Source organism: Pseudonocardia sp. Ae717_Ps2 (assembly GCF_001932475.1).
In the GTDB taxonomy this organism is placed as follows: domain Bacteria; phylum Actinomycetota; class Actinomycetes; order Mycobacteriales; family Pseudonocardiaceae; genus Pseudonocardia.
This window is the reverse complement of record NZ_MCIS01000007.1, coordinates 141,957-158,956: the sequence shown is the minus strand read 5'-3', so window position 1 is coordinate 158,956 and position 17,000 is coordinate 141,957. Positions and strand designations below refer to the sequence as shown.

Sequence of the window (17,000 nt, the reverse complement as noted above, 5' to 3'; positions counted from 1 at the left end):
GATGAACGACTCGATACCCTGCTAGCAGCGACGGGTAGGCCAGCAAGACATGGGATGCGTTGAGGAGGCGAAGCTTGACTTCCTCGTACGGCCGGACGTCTTCAGTGAACTCCACGCCGACCGACGCCAGGTCCGGACGGCCTGTCGGGAAGTCGTCCTCGATGACCCACTGCAGGTAACTCTCGGTTGTCACCGGCATCTGGTCCTGGATCCCGGTCCGTTCCGAAAGCCAGGCGATGTCGGTGTCCGGCACGTATGGGGCCACTCGATCGACCATGGAGTTCGGGAAACCGGCGTTCCCGTCGATCCATTTGGCAAGGGTTTCGTCGATCATTTGTGCCAAGCCGACGACGGCACGTCGGGCGGCATCTCCGTTGCCCGGAAGATTGTCGCACGAGACAACTGTGAACGGAGCGACGCCGACATCCCGCCTACGGGCAAGGGCCCGAACCAGGAACCCGAAAACTGTTCGGGGCACATCGCTGTTGGCATCATGGCGAATGTCGTCGGCTTCAGCGGCGAATCCACCGGTCGATTCGTCAGTAAAGTATCCGCCCTCAGTGATCGTAAGGGTGACTATACGCAGTTCGGGGTCGCTAAGGGCATCAAGGACTGCGGTCGGTTCGGAGGGTGCATGCAGATAGTCGATGATGGACCCGATGACCCGAGACTCCGCTGTGCCAGAGGGATCAAACTCGGTAAGCGTGTAGAGGCAGTCCTGTTCTGCGAACTTCTGTGCTTTCGCGCGTGAGCTGTCGCCGTCGCTAACCCGATACCGACAATCCCCCAACCCTCCGAACCGGGTCGGGAGAGATAGCGGTCGATGTAGACAGCCTGATGCGCACGGTGAAAATTGCCGACGCCGAAGTGGGCGATCCCCGGGCGCAGTCGCGAGCGGTCGTAGTCGGGGTGGCGATGGTGGCCAGGGATGCCAACGTGTTGTTGCTGAGGTGTGTCATCGTCATCCTCCCAAGATCAGCAGTTGTGCGGTAACGCAGCGTTGGATTGGGGGGCATCACCGCCTTCGTCGGCCTCGCCCCTTGGTTCTCCAGCCGAAGCTGGCAGTACTCGTGCTGACGACGATGACGTCCGGTGTGTTCAGGCGCCGCTGAGGGACGGACGATAGACGACCTCTTAGCCTGATTGGCAGAGGTGAGGAACCACCTGACAGGGCGGCGCCCGCGCGGCACCCGTAACCAGTGTGCAATTCATTCTTTCATCATTTCGATTCGGTGAACTCGCTCTTAGGTAGGCCTAGGGTGTCGCTCATCTCTTCGAGCGGTACCTGTTTCGTCTCAGGCATCTTATCAGCACCCAGATCAATTGCCCCACCATGCACAGGAAGAAAATGAGGAAGGCGATACCGCCCCCGAGTCCGGCAGCGATCCCAGGAAATGTCCAGGTAGTTATCGCTGCAAACGTCCAGTGGACGAAACTACCGAGCGCCTGTCCTGAGCGCGTACCTTGTTCGGGAAAATCTCCGCGATAAATACCCAGATCACAGAGCCCTGGGCCGAACGCATGAGCGGCGATGAACACCAGTAGTCCGAGTAGCACCAGTACAGACGAAGGGAGGTGAATCCCGCGTCAGGTCCGCTCGTCAGGAAGATCGAAGCGACAACCCCCAGTGAGATCAAGTACCCGACGGAGCCGATGATCATCAGTTTGCGGCGACCGAAGCGGTCGATCACGGAGAGCGCAGCCATCGTGGCGATAAGGTTTACTACGCCCATGGCGACCGCCTGCAGAAGAGCCGTATCCCCACTGGCTCCCGCCATCTCAAATATGGATGGCGCGTAATAGGTGACGGCATTGATTCCCGAGAGCTGGTTGAAGGCGGCAATCCCGACAGCCAAAAGCACGATCTTGCGGTAGCGTGCTGAGAACAGGCTGGTCTTGCGCCAACTCCGGTCGAGCGCAGCCGCTTCTTCGATCTCCGCGAACTCATCGCGCAGCTCTTGAGGCGATTTGGTGAGCCGGAAAGAACGTGGTATGCGTTGGTCCGTGAATCCTTTACCGTATAGCCAACGGGACTTTCCGGGACCTGAATACGAGCAAGAAGAACAGTAGTGCAGGAGCTGCTTCCACAAGGAACATCCATCGCCAGGCTACGCTGTCAGCGACGAGCGAAGCCAAGACCCAGTTGGAGAGATATGCGGTCAGCACCCCTAATACCACGTTGAACTGGACCAGCCCGACCAGGCGGCCCCGCAGGCGCGCTGGCGCAATTTCGGTGGTGTAGATCGGAGCAACCACACTAGCAGCGCCGACGCCAATACCACCGACGAACCGTGCGACCATAAAGAAGATCCACCCGCCGGTATCCTCAGTCGCGATTCCGCTGCCGATTGCGGACGCGAAGTATAAGATTCCGATGCGAAGAGCGTCTTCTTTCGGCCGAAGCGATTCGATGGGTACCCGGCGAAAAGTGCGCCTACAATCGTTCCGATGAGAGCCGTGGCCGCGGTAAACCCGAGGCCAAATCCCCCTAGGTCAAAAACTCGTTGCAGGGCACCGGTCGTCCCGGAAATGACAGCGGTGTCGAAGCCGAATAGCAGCCCTCCCAGTGCTGCGACCAAGGCGCTGCGCAGGACCAGTCCGTTTGCGCCACGCGATTCGACGCCAGATCCGAGCCGTGTCGAGGATTCGGCCATGCTAGCTCCTTTGCTACGCGACGCCTGGGAGGTTGCAGCAATACGAAAACTAGTTTGTCCTGGAAGTGCTCGGGTCCGAGTTGGCCAGCTTCATTCGCGAGTAGTCGAATCTGAATCCAGCTGTGATGACTCGACTTGACGGCCAGTCCAACAGGCTGCCAGCGACCTGCGTACAAATTCGAGACGGCAGCACGTTGGTCGTGCTCGACGCTCGGGTGCTTCATCTCCTCATCGAGCGTGGATCGCAGCAGTTGGTCTGTTCGTGTCGGCCAAGGGGACGTGTTGGCCGGAGCTTATGACGTGAAGGTACGTCGATCGTGACTCCGGTGTCAAGCCCCATCGTGATCCGTCTGCGGGTGGTCGTTCGAGGGTCTATACCGTGCGGTATAAGCGCAGCCGCGCGGCGGCCGGGATCGCTATAGGGGAGGCACTCGACGCCGTGGTGGATCCTCCCGAAGTAAGGTTGTTGAGGCTCTACCGCGGCCCATTGCGTATAGACAGTCGTAGAAACTGGCCGAACCGTCTCCAGCCGGGCCAATCGAGTGGTGGCCTGTCGGAAGCTGCAACCAGTTGATCCGTTCACTGAGGCTTTGCCAACCTGATCAAGCGTTGGCGATCATGAGGGTCTGAACTGCGGCGATGAGCTTGTCCGCGGTGTTCGGGCTGGACCGGATTTTCCGCAGGGATGCGCCAGTTCTTCAGCTCGGCGTTCGCTCGTTCACCGGGTCTGCGGCGGCGGGCGTGTGCGGTGTTCACGTCCTTCTGGGACTGGGAGAGCTTCCGGAACCGGCCGGTGTCGGGGTCCTTGCGTCGCCGCCGCTGCGGGACCGCGACCGTCGGTCCGGCGCCCTGGTAGGCGGTGTCGGCTGCGGCGGGAATCTCGTGGGTGATGAACGCGTCGATGATGAACGCGTCGATGATGCCGTGGTCGCGGGCTGCGCCCATGTCGTGGCGGGCGCCGGGCAGCGGCGGGGAGATCCAGACCAGCCTGCCGATGGGATCGGCGATGACCTCCCGCGTTCAGGCCGTGGGCCTTGTGCTTGCCGCTGTAGAAGGCGCGGTCGTATCCCGAGGTCATGCCGACGCGGTCGATGCGCAGCAGGGTGCCGTCGAGGATCACGAATGCCTTCCGTTTCGCGACCTCGATCGCCTGCTCGAAGGTCGGGTCATGGCGGCGAGCAGGTCGAGGGCCTCGCGGATGTAGCGGTACACCGTCGACGTGCCGACCCTGAACCCACAGGCCAGGTCGGCGTAGGTCTCGCCCTTGCGCAGGTAGGCGAGCACGAGCAGGGCCCTTCGGCCGGCCGACAGCTTGCGCCACCGGGTCCGGCGGGAGCTCCGGTGCGCTCGCAGCGCATCCGAGAGCACGCCGACGGCGCGGCTGGACACGGTCATCCCGGACGGGTAGGACAACACTTGAAGCTCCTGGTTGGACGGATTGATCTAGGCAATCGCCCGTCTACCAGGAGCTTCACCCATCCGAGGTCACGGCCACGCCGCACCCGCTGACCTGCCCGAACACCAGGTTGGCAAGAGCTCACTAGCTCCGACCCGGTTCGGTTCCGTACGGTTTGGCCGAGAGCTACCGCTCGAAGAGCTCGCCCGCGAGGTACATATCCCAGTCGGTCTCCTCGAGGCCGTGGCTGCCCGCCCGGAGGTGGTAGCTCATTCCCGGGCCTCTGAAGGCTTCGTTCTCGGTGGGCGGCCAGCTATCTGAGGTCAGTCCGGTGTCGCCGAGGCCGTAGAGCTCGTAGGCCGGTGCTGCACCTAGGTAGGACAAGAACTCGCCCTGGGGATCGGCGTTGCCGTCGTCGGTGGCGCTACCGACCACGACCCGGCCGGGCGCGATCAGAGCGAGGAGCTGGTTCTGATCGACCGGGAGCGACCCGGCGTTGCCGGCGTAGCGGCTGTAGGTGTCGGGGAACCAGTGAGGAAACTGCTCGGTGATCGCGGCGATTGACTCGCCGCTGTCGTCGCGTCGGGCCAGCTTGGCGCCGGTGGAGCCTGAGTTGTTGGAGATGACCACGGGGAAGCGGGTGTCCTGGGCGCCGGCCCAGAGGGCGGCCTTGCCGCCGCGTGAGTGCCCGATGACCGCGACCTTGCTGGGGTCGATGTCGGGGTCGGTCTCGAGGTAGTCCATTGCTCGGCTGGCGCCCCAAGCCCAGGCGCTGATCGTGCGCCCGGCGTCGGAGGGCAAGTCCTGGCCGGCGGGGTAGAAGGCGTTGATCACGCCATCGCGATAGCTTCCGGCGTCGTCGGGCGCGACCTCCTCGGCGTTGAGGGCAGCGAAGGCGTAGCCCGCGTCGAGGATCTTCGCCGTCGGCGCATAGCCCGACGACGAGTCTGCATCGTCGCCGACCGAGCCTCGGTGATCGATCAGTAGGAAGGTGCCCGTCGGGGTACCGGTCTCGGGCACGAACAGCCGCAGGGTGAAGCTCGCCGTGCCGGCGGGGCCGGTCACGCTGATGGTGACCGTCTTCGCGGACTCACCGCTGGCTCCACCATCGTCGAAGGTCACTTCCTCTGGTGTGGGCAGGCTCTGGCCGTAGACGTGTTCCTGGAATGCCTCCAACAGCTCGGGACGTCGTTGCTGCTCCCAGCTCTGCACGTCCTCGACCTGTCCGCCGCTGTCGAGGACAAGCGGGTTCGGGGTCTGTGTGCTCTCGGAGGTGGAATCGTCGTCGTCTTGGCTCGGTGCTGCCGGGACCGTCCAGCCCGCGGTGCGCTCGATCGCCGCAGGGGGTACGGCAGCGGGGTGGATGGAGGGTGTGCAGAGCACGGCAGTGGCCAGTAACGCGGCACTGCACGCCCGCCCCACGGCCGAGCGGCGTCGGCCTCGACCTGCCGCGGGCTGCTGCTGGCGGATGACCATGGCTTAGGTCCTTCGCTCGCTGTGCGGGGCCCCGGTGCGGTAGCCGCGGTCGTCGATCGGGATCGCGGTGCCGTCCCGCAGGGCGGCGACGTCGGCGTCGATCTGGGCGCTATCAGGGCGTTTGGTGACGTCGACGGCGTCGGCGACGAAGCAGCGAACGCCGCGGTGGAGCGCCAGCACCTGCCCGGCGGGCAGCTCGCGGATCTGTCCGGGGCGCATCACCGGGACGGTTTCGGTGCTGTAGCTGTGGCGTTCGCGGCCGAACAGCCCGTCGGCCTGGCTCTGACGTCGGGTGCGTTCGTAGGTACCGCAGATGTCTGAGAGCCACTGAAGGGTGCGGTCGTCCTTGATCCCGCCCCAGGCAGTGATGGTGGTGGTGTTGTCGCGGACCTCGCGCTCGCCGACGGACCCGAAGAGCCGTTCGAGCTGGGCGAGGGACTGAGCGGCCCAGTGGATCACGACTCCTCGGCCGGCGGCGTCGGAGATGACCTCGGCCAGGCGCGGGACCGGGGTGCCGTTGGCCAGCTCGTCGAACACCACGGTGACCGGCGGGTCGGCCCGTCGTGCCGGGTAGTCCATGGCCATGTCCTGCGCGGTGCGCAGGAAGTGCTCGGCCAGCGCGGTTAGCACAGGGACGGCTTCCGCGGCTTGCTGCTGGTCGGCGATCAGAAAGAGCGAGCCGCCCTGGCCGATGAACCGGCGCACATCCAGGCCACGCCCGCGGGCCGGGCTCAGCAGGTCCCGCACTCGCGGATCGGTCCAGGCGCCTACGACCCGGCGTACCGACATCCATACCGCTGACGCGGTCCGGGGGTCCAGATCCATCTCCGCGCGCAGGTTCGCCGCCATCTCCGCGCGACCCGCGTCCTGCAAGATCTTGACCGGCCGGGGATCGGCTGGCAGCCGCCGCCCCGGCCTAGGTGGTGGTGGGGTCGCGCGGCCACCCGGCTCAGACGGCGGCGCGCTCGGGGCGCCGGGTTCCGGGGGCTCGGTGGCCCACGCACGGATCGCGTCGACCGACGAGTCGGAGACCGCGGCGGCCACGAGGTAGGCGGTGAGCACGACAACGGCGCGCTCGCGGAACACACGGTCGTTGCCGGCGCCGCCCCCTCCACCGGCCTCGACACGCAGGGCAGCAGCCTCTACCAGGGTGAATGCGCGGCGGCTGGCCTCTTGCTGGTCTTGGCAACCCTCGATCAGCGACCAGCGCAGCGGCGCGGGCCAGCGCAGCCGACCGGTCGCGTCGTAGACGATCACGGGCCCGGCCAGCGCCCGGCGCGACCGCGACAGCGCCGCGAACTCGACCAGATCGAGCTTGGTCGTCGAGCACAGCATCGCCCCGGGGGCATCGAGCACCTTGTGCACCAGGTCCTTGCGGGACTTCCCGGACTGGGTCGGAGCCAGCGTGCCGGTCAGGTTCACGAAAGACCCGTATAGCGGTCTGTTGCGATAGTGATAGAGCGGGAAGCCCAGCTCGGTCGTGGCAGCGCCACGCAACTCCGCGCTGCTCATCGACGGTCTCGTGCGCTCCGCGCTGCGGCGTACCGCAGCCTCCGAGAGCTCCGCGCTGATCTGCTCCCAACTGGCATGCCCAGGCGGAGGAGGAGCCCAGCGTTTGGCCCACCACACCCGAGCCACCACAGCGAGGCCGACGAGCCCCAGCGCGGCGACGATCACACAGGTCACGAACAGAGTCGAGTGCTCAGTCAGGTGCCCGACAGCGCTATCGGCGGGCAGTGGTGCGCCGAGCCAGGATCGGAGCAGCTCGGCCAGATCAGCGAAGCCGACCAGCAGCAATCGTCCGGCGCCGGACAGTGCCCCGGTCGCCACCGCGGCCAGCTCCAGGACCACGACCGCGGCGACAGCCAGGCCGAGCGCCGTCGCCGGCAGAGCCACCTCCTCGACCCAGGAACGATCAGTACGGGAACGGGTCATCACCCAGCAACTCCTTCACGGGTGGGGGACTGAGAGGCACCGCCACGACGTGGCGAACCGGTCTCCTCGGAGCGCTCCGACGTGCCGGCGGTCGATCGCTGGTCCGGGCGGCCTGTCGCTGCAGGCCCTCGCCAGGGGCCGGTGATCGCGAACAGCACGCCGGGTTTCTGGATCCCGGCGAACAGCACGCGGCCGTCGGGGGAGAAGGTCGGGCCGGTGAACTCCGAGCCCATCTGGCTACGCGCGAGGGGGTAGGCGGTCCCGGCCGGGGTGATGCCGGCGAGGTGGTTGTCGCCGTCGCCGTCGGTGGACACGATCAGCCCGCCGTAGGGGGCGGCGACGATGTTGTCGGGGGCTTCGACGGTCTCGCCGTCGGCGTCGACGGCGAACACGGTGGTCAGGGTCAGCGTTGCCTCGGCCGGGTCGTAGTGCCAGATCTGACCGCGATGCGAGTCGGCGTAGCTGCTGACCAGGTAGGCGCCATCGTCGGCCCACCAGGCGCCCTCGAGCTTCGCCGCCCGGGTGATGCCGGCGAGGGAACGCAACGATCCGTTCTCGGCGGCGCGGTCGCCGACCGGGACCCAATCGACGGTGTAGGCGGTGTCGGGCTCGGCAGCCTGATCGAGGTCGTCTACGAGGTTGCCCTCGGTGTCGGTGCAGGCCATCGCGGCGAGCTCTCCGGCGCTGGGGCCGAGCTGTTTGAGTGCGCCGCTGGCGCCGCGGAAGGCGCGTGGTGGGGTCCAGCGGTAGACGGTGCCGTAGGGGTCGGTGGCGTCCTCGGTCAGGTAGATGGCCAGGGTGTCGGGGTCGATGCAGCAGGCTTCGTGCACGAACCGGCCCAGCGCCGCGATCGGGGTCGGGTCCCGGTTGGCCTTGAGGTCGACCGGGTCGACCTCGAACACCCAGCCGTGTCCGTCGTCTTCGGTTTCTTCGCAGGTCAGCCAGGTGTTCCAGGGGGTGATGCCGCCGGCGCAGTTGGTGGAGGTGCCAGCCAGGGCGACGGTCTCCCAGATCAGCTCGCCATCGGGGGTGGTCTTGATGACGGTGCAGCCCCCGCCGGCGTCGTCTCGGTAGGTGTAGCCGGACAGGTGCGGGACGGCCCCGGCGTCGTCCGGGCCGCCCCTCACCTCGTGGTTGAGCACCACCAGGACGTTCCCGTCGGGCGCTTCGAAGGCTGCGGCGCCGTCGTGGATCCCGGGGGAGGGGTCCTTGGAGTAGAGGCGGGTCTTCCCGGCCTCGGTGACCAGGCGGTAGGAGAAGCCTTCCGGGAGCGCGAGCCTGCCGTTGGGGTCATCGACCAGTGGGCCGTAGCCGGTGAATCCCGCGGGCGGTTGGGCCGCGGCAGCGGGTGCGCCGAGGAGGCTCTGCAGGGATCCGGTCAGGGCGATGCCGAGCCCGGTCTGGCTGGTGCGGGTGAGGAACGAACGCCGGGTGATACCCACAATGAGCTCCGAATCGGCAGGTGAGCGAGGTCGCTGGGGTGGTTCCGTGGCGCGGTCACATCTGCAGCTCGGTGGACGTGGGTGGCCCGATCTGGGGGCGGTAGGTGGTGATGTGCCAGTCCGCGGCGTCGATCGCTGTGTCGGGGTCGGGGTAGGCGCCGGCCTCGCGGACGGCGGCGACGGCGATCAGCTCGGTGGGCGAGATGCGGCGGAAGGCCAGGACCTGGTCGTGGTATCCGCCGTGGGCGGGGTAGTGGCGGATCGCGATCTGCCCGGTCGGGGGCCCGAGTTCGGCCTGTACGGCGTGGGGCAGGACCTCGATGACGCGCTCGGTGAGCCGCGCTCCAGGCGGATCGCTCGGTCCGGCGGAACCCGGCGGGCTCTGGGGGCGGCTCCAGCGCTGCCCAGTAGGTGCCGGCCCGCTCAGCTGATGCGTCGTGGCCTGTACGTGCCCGCCGCGGCCGCGTCGTAGCCGTGGCCGCCCGTCGCGGCCGGTGCCGCGGTGGGCGAGTGCCTCTCGGGCACGGACGACCAGTAGTTGGGTGGCTTCGATCCACCAGGCGTCGGTGTCGCGCCAGTACCGCCCGGCCGGGTCGCGGCGGGTGGTCGGAGCCCAGGTCCCGGCGGCGAGCGGCTCACCGGTGGTGTGCCCGGCGCGGGTCAGGGCGTCGCGGGCCGGTTCGGGGAGCTTGTTCCAGCCGACCTGCTCGGACTGGTGCCAGCGGATCCGTGCGGCCTGCTGCGCAGCGTCCGGAGTGGCCGGAGCAGGCAGGGACGCCCCGGGCGACGGGGTGGGAACGGGCGGAGTGGTGCGCCGGGCGAGGAACCCCATCAGCGAGGCCTCCGCCCGACGATGCGGCTGCTACTGGAGTGGCGGAGGGCGAGCTGGGCCAGCGCAGCGGCGGGAACAGCAACGGCAACGGCAGTGACTAGGACGGCGCTACGGCGAGGTGTGCTGGTGATGGCCTCGGCCGGCTGGACCACCGACGTGCTCGTGTGCTGCCCGGCCACGTCGGTGACCAACATCGGACGCGCTGCCGAGCGCCGCTCGGCGAGCCCGGCGAGCTCGGCCATCGTGAGTTTGTCCTTGGTGCACCACAGCTGCCCGGGCGCGAGAACGGGGATGGCTGGTGCTGGCGGGGGTGTGGCGGTACGGCGGGGGCGGAGCTTCATCGGCGTGTCCAATCGGCGGCTCGGCGGTGGAGGTGCAGGACGGCGAAGGTCAGGGCCCGGACGGTCCAGCAGGCCAGCGCGAGGACGGCGAGGAAGCCGATCACCCGCGATTCCAGCGGCATCTCGTTGCGGGAAGTCACCGCGAGCGCCGCGGCAGCGAGGGTCGCCGCCACGACCGCACCGGCGGCGATCCGGCCCGCCGGGAGTGGCGCCAGGCGCCACACCCCGAGCAGGAGCCGTCCCACCAGCCGGCGGTGGTCGATCCGCCCGACCGGCCATCCGGCCGGCAGCAGCTCACCCTGAGCCGGTCTCGGAGCCTGGCAACCGGGCGGCGGGGGAGGGGGCGCATAGCCGCTGGTCGGGGCATAGTCGGTGTGGGCGACCGGTTCCCCGGCCGGGGTGTAGTCCGCGATGGCGCTGGTGGTGTGTGCGGGCCCCTTCGCCGGCGATGGCGGCGTGAAGGGGCGGGCAGGGCCGGGCCCACCCGTGCCGGGCCCTGGTGGAGTGCGGGCGGTGTCGTAGGCGTCGCGACGGACCGGGTCGGCGAGGATCGCATAGGCCTCGGCGACGGCCCGGAACCGTGCTGTGGCGTCGGGTTCGGGGTTGCGGTCGGGGTGCAGTGCCAGGGCCTGGCGGCGGTACGCGCGCCGAACCTGGGTCCGGTCGGCGTCCGGGCCGACGCCGAGCACCGCATACAGGTCGGCACCGCGACCGCTGGTGGGGGTGGTCATGGGGCGGCCTCGGCGAGCGCGGTGGCCGGTGCGGGCTGGCCTGCGGGGCCGGCGATGTGGCGGACGTGGGTGATCTCGGCGGCCCAGTCCGACAGCGGCTGCAGCACGACACCGGTGGAGGAGTCGTAGGCGTTGACCACCAGGCCCTGGCCGACATACATCCCCACGTGGCGCGGGTTGTCCGGCGAGCCGAGCGAGCCCGGAATGAACACCAGATCCCCGGGGGCGATCGCGGCCGGTGAGCTGGGTGTGCCGGCGTTCTTCTGGTTGACCGTCCCGGCTGGGATCGGCACTCCTGCTGAGGCCCAGGCGGCGAGCATGAGCCCGGAGCAGTCGAATCCGTCGGGGCCCTTCGCGCCCCAGACGTAGGGTTTGCCGAGCTGGGCCAGGGCGTAGGTGACTGCGGCCCGCTGGGCCGGATCAGCGGGCGGAGTGAATCCGGGCGGCAACTGCTTGGGGTCGATGTTCGACGGGGCGAGGGGAACACCCGCTCCGCCCTGATCAGGACAGGCGAACACGGACGAGGCCAGCTGCACGTTCGGCCCGCCCGGGGTGGCGGGGGCGGGGACGGGGTTGTCGGGGCCGACCCAGAACTGGTCGACCAGCGCCGCGGCCGGTGCCTCCTCGGGGCCATAGCGATCCGGGAACGCCGAGCGCTGCACAGCCTGGGCCGCCTCACCCGGTGCCATGGTCGCCCAGCCGGGCAGCTCGACGAGACGGTCGAGGAACGTGTCGGTGGCCCCGACCGGATTGAGCACCTGCGCCGGGCTGCCCCAGCCCTGCGAGGGGCGCTGCTGGTAGAGGCCCAGGGAGTCGCGGTCGCCGTAGCCGACGTTGACCAGCCGTGATTCCACGATCGTCGTGGAGATCGCGATGACCGCGGCGCGGCGGGGGAGTTGTCGTTCGACGACGCGGTTGACGATGGTGGCGGCGTTCTCGGTCTGTTCGGCGTTCCAGTCGGTGCCACCGATGCTCTGCGAGCCGCCGCCGATGCCGCCGTCGCCGCCACAGCCCCCGGCCAGGGGGCCGTCGGTGACGGCGGAGAACATCGCGATGCCCATACTGAGTACCGCGGCGAGGAACGTCAGCACCACCGCGGCCGCGGCGAGGGCGATGGTGCCCTTATTCTGATCCACCGTTCAGCTCACCGGTGCGGAGCCGAGCCGTTGACAGCCGACGCCCGAACCTGCTCGGCCGGACCCGATGCCCCGGGCACCGACACCAGCCGCGGCGCGGCCCCGCTACCCTTGCCGAGGTCTGTTTCCGCAGGCAGATCGGTCGTTCCGCGGAGCCCGGCGTTGGTGTCGAAGATCGACTTCTCGGTCGCGGACAGCACCGTCTGGATCTTCATCCCGGGTGCGTTCTCCATCTTCCACAGCGCCCGGCCCGGGCCTTCCATCGCCCACCCGGTGATGACCGCCTGTTCCCGTTCGGACAGGCCGAGTTCTTCGGCGAGCTCGTCGCCGACCCTCGTGGACTGTCCGAGCAGGATCCGCGAGCTGCACAGCGCGAGGAGGTCCTTGGCGATGGAGACCTCCTGGGAGCCTGCGGCGCCGACCGAAAGCAGGTCGGAGGGCTTGTGCATGACCAGGAGCTGGATCTTGCGTTCCGCGCGGGAGAGGCGCAGGTCGGAGTCGACGGCCTGGACCGCCCGTAGGCCGAGGCGCATCTGGCGCCAGACCTCGTCGCGCACGACGATGCGGACGTCGCCGTCATCCTGGAGGTCGGTGATCATCGACGACCAGGACCCGAGGCAGGTCAGCGCCACTGCGATCGCCTGATCCCCACGCGAGCGCAGCAGCGACAGGTCCATCGACTGGACCGGCGCGTCCCAGTCGAGGTCGAAGTTGGTGGGCTCGTCGAACAGGCCACTCAGGGGACCGACGACCAGGTTCGAGAGGGCGTCGGTGATCTGGCGGGTGTGATCGACGAACTGCCGGTGGGAGGCAAACCGCGTGGCCTGCCACAGGTCGTCGTCGGGATCGGCGAGCTGGGCCACGACCTGCGGGATGGTGATGGGCCGCAGCTCGGAGTAGCCGTCGGCGGCGCCGACCAGGCGGCGCAGGACGGTGGAGATGACGAGTTCGTCGGTCACGGTCGGCGAGTAGCCCTGGGCTTCGGCCAGAGCGGTGAGCAGCCGGGTCCAGCGGGCCAGGATCCCGGTGAGCTCTTCGTTCTGCCGCTCGGCACCCCAGGTGCTCCAGCGGGCCCGCAGCGGGCCCAGGTCCAGGGCGTTAAGCCGGTGCGGGCTACCCCGGCCCAGCGCGATCGGCGTGATGCCCAATGAGCGCAGCAGCGGCGTGTACTCGCCCTTCACATCCCCGGAGATCAGGGAGCGGACACCGAAGAGCATCATCCGCAGCATCAGCGCGACCACGGTGGAGGACTTGCCGCGGCCCGGTTCGCCGAACACCACCAGGTTCGGGTTGGTGACCATGCCGCGCAGCACCCACTCGGTGGGGTGGACGTAGAACGCCCCACCGGACTGCGTGTCATAGCCCAGCCGCGCCCCGATCGCCGGGACGCCGTTGGAGGCCAGCAGCGGGAACAGCCCACCGACCTCGGCGGTGGTGGCCTTGTAGACCGGAGCCCGCCGGGCCGCGTCGACCGCGGCCCAGCCCCGGCCGGGCTCGCGCGGGCCTTGGCGGGGTGCGGTGGCCTGGTTGACCCGCTGCCGTCCGCGGCCAGTGCTGGTCTCGTCGTCCCCGGTGTCGGGGGCCGGCGGGGTGGTGAGTGGGATTCCTTGGAGGTCGGTGAACTGGCTGAGCAGCTCGCCGGTGCTGCGCGGCTCGGCCCGCCGTGCACGACGGCCGCCGTTAAAGGGGTTGAACAGTCGGCTCATGAGTCGAAGGCCCTCTTCTCCCGGGGCAGCCCGATCCCGACCGGCAGGGCGGCCGCGACGAACGCCGAGTCCTGCGCCAGCTCCAGGCGAAGCAGGTGAAACCTGCCGGAGGCGTCGTTTTCCAGGCGGGCGGCGTGGTCCTCGACGTTCCAGTCGGCGGGGACGGTGATCGAGGAGGCGACGGTGAACCGGACGACGGCGTGTCCGGCGGCGACGGCGGCTTCCTGATCTCGCGCGCCGCGCTGGCGCCGCGAGTCGATCGCGGTGGTGTTGAACCCGCGCTGGGCCTTGGCGTCGACGAGCACGTTGTTGCGGAACCGGTCGCTCTTCACGACCCGGGCGCCGGCGGCGGCGGAGAGGATCTCGTAGTGGATCTGCAGGGTCCGCCGTTCCCCGGCGGTCCGGACTGCGAGCAGGGGGCCGAGGGAGCCGAAGATCGTCCCTGATTCGGGGGGCTGCACCGCGTAGGCCACGGAGCTGTAGCCGTCGTGGTGATACGCCCGCGCCGCCGGGGTCGGGGCGAGAGCGGGTCCGGCCTGGGAGATCGGCAGCCCGACGGTGCCGTCGGGATCCGGGCTGGTCAGATGCCGAAACGACAGCCCCGCGGCCGCAGCCGGGTTGAACCCGGTCTTGATCGCCTCCGCCACACCGGTGGAGGACAGCCAGGTCACCGACTGCACCCCCAGCCCACGCAACCCGTCAGCGACGCCCTCCAGGAGCCGGTACAAGGCATAGGCCCGTCCGGCGATCCCACCACCGGCGGCCTTGGCCGGGCGGCGCAGCGCTTCCTCGGTCCCGGACACGGTCACGAACAGCTCGGTGCGCACGGAGACGGAGGCGACGTCGCGGTCGATCTCGGCGGTCACCTGCCGGGCCAGGGCGGGGGCGTCGGGGCGTTGGTGGCGGTCGCGCCACACCGTGTACTCGGTGCCGTCGTCCGGGACGGTGCGCACGAGCAGGGAGACCCGGTCGATGACCTCGCGGTGCCCGAGACCGACCAGCATCGAGCCGAGGCGGGCGGCGAGGCGTTCGCACTCGTCGTCGGAGAGCATCCCGACCCCGGAGTGGGTGAGCTTCGCGGTGGCGCCCCAGCGTCCTTCGGCGGTGTCGTGGATCAGGCAGATCCGCGAACCGTGGAACTCCGGGCCGTCAGGGAACTCCAACCGGGCCAGCACACCGGGCAGGTCGGGCTCGGTGCGGTCACCGGCCAGGCCGACGGCGGCGCGCGACTGCCACGGGGACCAGCGCATGAGCACTCCTGTCTGGAACATGACCAGGTCAGCCAGCCACCGGAACGCGGGGCGGCCGTGGATCGGGATGAGGATCAGCACGGCGACGATCGCGGCGAACACCGCCCAGGACAGGGCCGCCGACCACTGGTTGCGTGACATCGCGATCAGCGCGGGGGCGCAGACCCCGATCAGCAGGAACGCCTGGACCGGGGTCATCCCGGCGATCCAGCCGATGCCTTCCTTGTGGTTGAGGCCCCGATACACCCGCGGGCCGGGGGACGGGCTGGTGGTCATCGGAGATCACCGCCGGGCTGTGTGAGGGCATGGGTAGTCGTAGTCGTCGTGCCGACGACGACGCTGGTAGGCATCAGCGGTCGTCCTTTCGGTCGGCGCCCGGCTGGGCCGGACGCGCGGGCTCGGGCGCCGGGCCAGGGGCGGACGCGCCTGCGGGGTCGGGGGCCGGCGCAGTGGTGGTGGCCCCGTCCGTGCCGGCGTTGACCGGAGGGGGCTCAGGAGGGTCTTGCGGCCCGCCGCCACCGCCGGGTGGGCCGGAATCGGGCGGTCCCGGATCGACCGGCGGCGGCTCCGGACCATCACCGCCATCACCACCGCCACCGGATTCGCCGGGTTCGCCCGGGCCGCTGTCGTCGCCCGAGCTCTGGGCGATCCGGTTCGACGTTGCGCTGTAGGCGCCGCCGGCGGCGGAGCTGATCTGCCCGCTGCTGGCCCCGGCGGCGGGGGCGGGGCCGGGGTGGCCGATGCCGGTCTGGGCCATCTGCGACGACCCGTAGCCACCCGCCGCCTGTCCGGCGGCCTTGGTGGCCAGGTAGCCGCCGACCACTGCCGCGGCGACCGCACCACCGGCGACCCCGGCACCGGCCGCAGCCGTTCCACCACTGGCAGCGCCGCCACCCGCAGCCGCGCCGCCACCAGCCCCACCACCCGCAGCCGCGCCGCCACCAGCCCCACCACCCGCACCCGCGCCTGCACCGGCTCCTGCGCCGCTGGAGGCGCCTCCGGTCGCGGCGGTGCTGCCGCCGAGCTCGCCGCCCGCCGCACTGCCGCCGGAGCCGCCGCTGCCGACGTCGTAGGCCTTCTGTGTGGCCCGCGCGTTGTTGATCATCTCGCTGGTGCCGTTGTCGCCACCCGGCTCACCCGCGGAACGTGATCCGCCGGCGGAGCGCACGGCCATCCCGGCGCCGGTGCCGGGGTCGGCGAAGGCCAGCAGCCGGTAGAGCACCATCGGGCAGAACAGGCTGATCAACAGCACCGCCGTGCCGGCCAGCAGCCCGGCCACTCCCTCGGTGCGGGACATGATGTTCACGCCGATCACCACGACCAGGGCGAGGGCGGGTTTCATCAGCACCGCGGCCAGCAGCCAGCGCACCACCCGCCAGAACATCGACGCGGTCGAGTCGGAGATCAGGCAGGCTGCGGCGATGGGGATGGTCGCGATCAGCACCATGATCGCCGCCGCGCGGAAGATCATGGCCAGGGCGAAGCCGATCGCGGCCGGGATGACCCCGAACAGGGCGGCGATGCCCAGGATCATCGACCGGACCCCGTCCTCGACATCCGCACCCAGGTCGGGGTTGTCGCCGAAGCGGTCGGCGACGGCGGGGTTGTCCAGGATCGCGGTGAAGCTGCCCTGCTCGCCCAGGTTGGACAGGAACATCGTGGTGAGCCCGTCCGCGCCGGTCAGCAGCACTGCGACCGCGCCGGTGGTCACTGCGAGGGCGATGCCGAACTGGACCGGGCCGGTGACCGCGCGGAACATCCCGCGTCCGCCGCGGACGGCGACCGAAGCGAGTTGGTAGAAGAACAACCCCAGTGCGATCAGCGCGGCCAGCCAGATCATCGTCGACCACAACGAGCCCAGATCCACCGCACTCTCGGCACCTTCCGGCGGCGCCGGTGGGGGAGTGGCCCCGGCGGCGGGGTCGGGGTTGTCGGCGTCGTTGCCGGTGATCGCGCCCGGTTCGACCCGCGAGACGGTGTCGGCGATGTCGAAGCCGCCTTTGAGCAGCCAGATCGCCGAGTCCCACACCGCCTGCATCGCGGAGCTGAATGCCGACTCGGCGATGGATCCGGCGAAGTCACCGAGCATGCTGCCGCTGTC

10 protein-coding genes and 6 pseudogenes are annotated in these 17,000 nt (G+C 69.3%); all 16 read right to left on the bottom strand.

Annotated features, from left to right (window positions below; translation table 11 throughout):
• A pseudogene (locus tag Ae717Ps2_RS39595) lies at positions 1-334 on the bottom strand (mannitol dehydrogenase family protein); the annotation flags it as partial.
• Positions 335-394: 60 nt separating this feature from the next.
• Positions 395-790, bottom strand: a pseudogene (locus Ae717Ps2_RS40650) (mannitol dehydrogenase family protein); the annotation flags it as partial.
• A pseudogene (locus Ae717Ps2_RS40645) lies at positions 772-876 on the bottom strand (hypothetical protein); the annotation flags it as partial. The pseudogenes Ae717Ps2_RS40650 and Ae717Ps2_RS40645, both read right to left, overlap by 19 nt.
• Before the next feature lie 390 nt (positions 877-1,266).
• Positions 1,267-2,090 (bottom strand): annotated as a pseudogene (locus tag Ae717Ps2_RS38605) (MFS transporter).
• Positions 2,014-2,616, bottom strand: a pseudogene (locus Ae717Ps2_RS40640) (MFS transporter); the annotation flags it as partial. The pseudogenes Ae717Ps2_RS38605 and Ae717Ps2_RS40640, both read right to left, overlap by 77 nt.
• A 640-nt stretch (positions 2,617-3,256) precedes the next feature.
• Positions 3,257-4,070, bottom strand: a pseudogene (locus Ae717Ps2_RS31480) (transposase family protein).
• Between the two features lie 166 nt (positions 4,071-4,236).
• Positions 4,237-5,526 carry an acetylxylan esterase gene (locus Ae717Ps2_RS31475; RefSeq protein WP_233147847.1) on the bottom strand — a complete coding sequence of 430 codons (1,290 nt, stop codon included), beginning with the start codon at positions 5,524-5,526 and terminating at the stop codon, positions 4,237-4,239.
• Positions 5,527-5,529: 3 nt separating this feature from the next.
• Positions 5,530-7,461 carry a type IV secretory system conjugative DNA transfer family protein gene (locus Ae717Ps2_RS31470; RefSeq protein WP_075334539.1) on the bottom strand — a complete coding sequence of 644 codons (1,932 nt, stop codon included), beginning with the start codon at positions 7,459-7,461 and terminating at the stop codon, positions 5,530-5,532.
• Complete coding sequence (locus Ae717Ps2_RS31465) at positions 7,461-8,903, bottom strand: alkaline phosphatase PhoX (protein WP_075334538.1); 1,443 nt, start codon at positions 8,901-8,903, stop codon at positions 7,461-7,463. The genes Ae717Ps2_RS31470 and Ae717Ps2_RS31465 overlap by 1 nt, the downstream gene beginning before the upstream one ends.
• Before the next feature lie 55 nt (positions 8,904-8,958).
• Positions 8,959-9,735 carry a hypothetical protein gene (locus Ae717Ps2_RS31460; protein ID WP_075334537.1) on the bottom strand — a complete coding sequence of 259 codons (777 nt, stop codon included), beginning with the start codon at positions 9,733-9,735 and terminating at the stop codon, positions 8,959-8,961.
• Positions 9,735-9,977, bottom strand: coding sequence for a hypothetical protein (locus tag Ae717Ps2_RS31455; RefSeq protein ID WP_075334536.1), 243 nt, complete (start codon positions 9,975-9,977; stop codon positions 9,735-9,737). Before Ae717Ps2_RS31455 ends, Ae717Ps2_RS31460 begins: the two co-directional genes overlap by 1 nt.
• Positions 9,978-10,072: 95 nt before the next feature.
• Positions 10,073-10,807: a J domain-containing protein gene (locus tag Ae717Ps2_RS31450; protein WP_075334535.1), complete on the bottom strand. Its 735-nt coding sequence runs from the start codon at positions 10,805-10,807 to the stop codon at positions 10,073-10,075.
• Positions 10,804-11,943 (bottom strand): C40 family peptidase, encoded by a 1,140-nt coding sequence (locus tag Ae717Ps2_RS31445; RefSeq protein ID WP_075334534.1) that lies wholly within the window; start codon positions 11,941-11,943, stop codon positions 10,804-10,806. The genes Ae717Ps2_RS31450 and Ae717Ps2_RS31445 overlap by 4 nt, the downstream gene beginning before the upstream one ends.
• Before the next feature lie 8 nt (positions 11,944-11,951).
• The gene (locus Ae717Ps2_RS31440; RefSeq protein WP_075334634.1) at positions 11,952-13,649 is read right to left on the bottom strand and encodes an ATP-binding protein; all 1,698 of its coding nucleotides are present in this window, start codon (positions 13,647-13,649) and stop codon (positions 11,952-11,954) included.
• Positions 13,646-15,175, bottom strand: a complete 1,530-nt coding sequence (locus Ae717Ps2_RS31435; protein WP_075334633.1) for an SCO6880 family protein — start codon at positions 15,173-15,175, stop codon at positions 13,646-13,648. The genes Ae717Ps2_RS31440 and Ae717Ps2_RS31435 overlap by 4 nt, the downstream gene beginning before the upstream one ends.
• A gap of 73 nt (positions 15,176-15,248) precedes the next feature.
• Positions 15,249-16,988: a hypothetical protein gene (locus Ae717Ps2_RS31430; protein ID WP_075334632.1), complete on the bottom strand. Its 1,740-nt coding sequence runs from the start codon at positions 16,986-16,988 to the stop codon at positions 15,249-15,251.
• Between the last annotated feature and the right edge of the window lie 12 nt (positions 16,989-17,000).

What these genes read in the sequence shown, in the direction of transcription:
- Ae717Ps2_RS31475 (WP_233147847.1), bottom strand. Translation starts at nt 5,526, where the DNA reads ATGGTCATCCGCCAGCAGCAGCCCGCGGCAGGTCGAGGCCGACGCCGC.
- Ae717Ps2_RS31470 (WP_075334539.1), bottom strand. Translation starts at nt 7,461, where the DNA reads ATGACCCGTTCCCGTACTGATCGTTCCTGGGTCGAGGAGGTGGCTCTG.
- Ae717Ps2_RS31460 (WP_075334537.1), bottom strand. Translation starts at nt 9,735, where the DNA reads ATGGGGTTCCTCGCCCGGCGCACCACTCCGCCCGTTCCCACCCCGTCG.
- Ae717Ps2_RS31455 (WP_075334536.1), bottom strand. Translation starts at nt 9,977, where the DNA reads ATGGCCGAGCTCGCCGGGCTCGCCGAGCGGCGCTCGGCAGCGCGTCCG.
- Ae717Ps2_RS31450 (WP_075334535.1), bottom strand. Translation starts at nt 10,807, where the DNA reads ATGACCACCCCCACCAGCGGTCGCGGTGCCGACCTGTATGCGGTGCTC.
- Ae717Ps2_RS31440 (WP_075334634.1), bottom strand. Translation starts at nt 13,649, where the DNA reads ATGAGCCGACTGTTCAACCCCTTTAACGGCGGCCGTCGTGCACGGCGG.
- Ae717Ps2_RS31435 (WP_075334633.1), bottom strand. Translation starts at nt 15,175, where the DNA reads ATGACCACCAGCCCGTCCCCCGGCCCGCGGGTGTATCGGGGCCTCAAC.
- Ae717Ps2_RS31430 (WP_075334632.1), bottom strand. Translation starts at nt 16,988, where the DNA reads ATGCTCGGTGACTTCGCCGGATCCATCGCCGAGTCGGCATTCAGCTCC.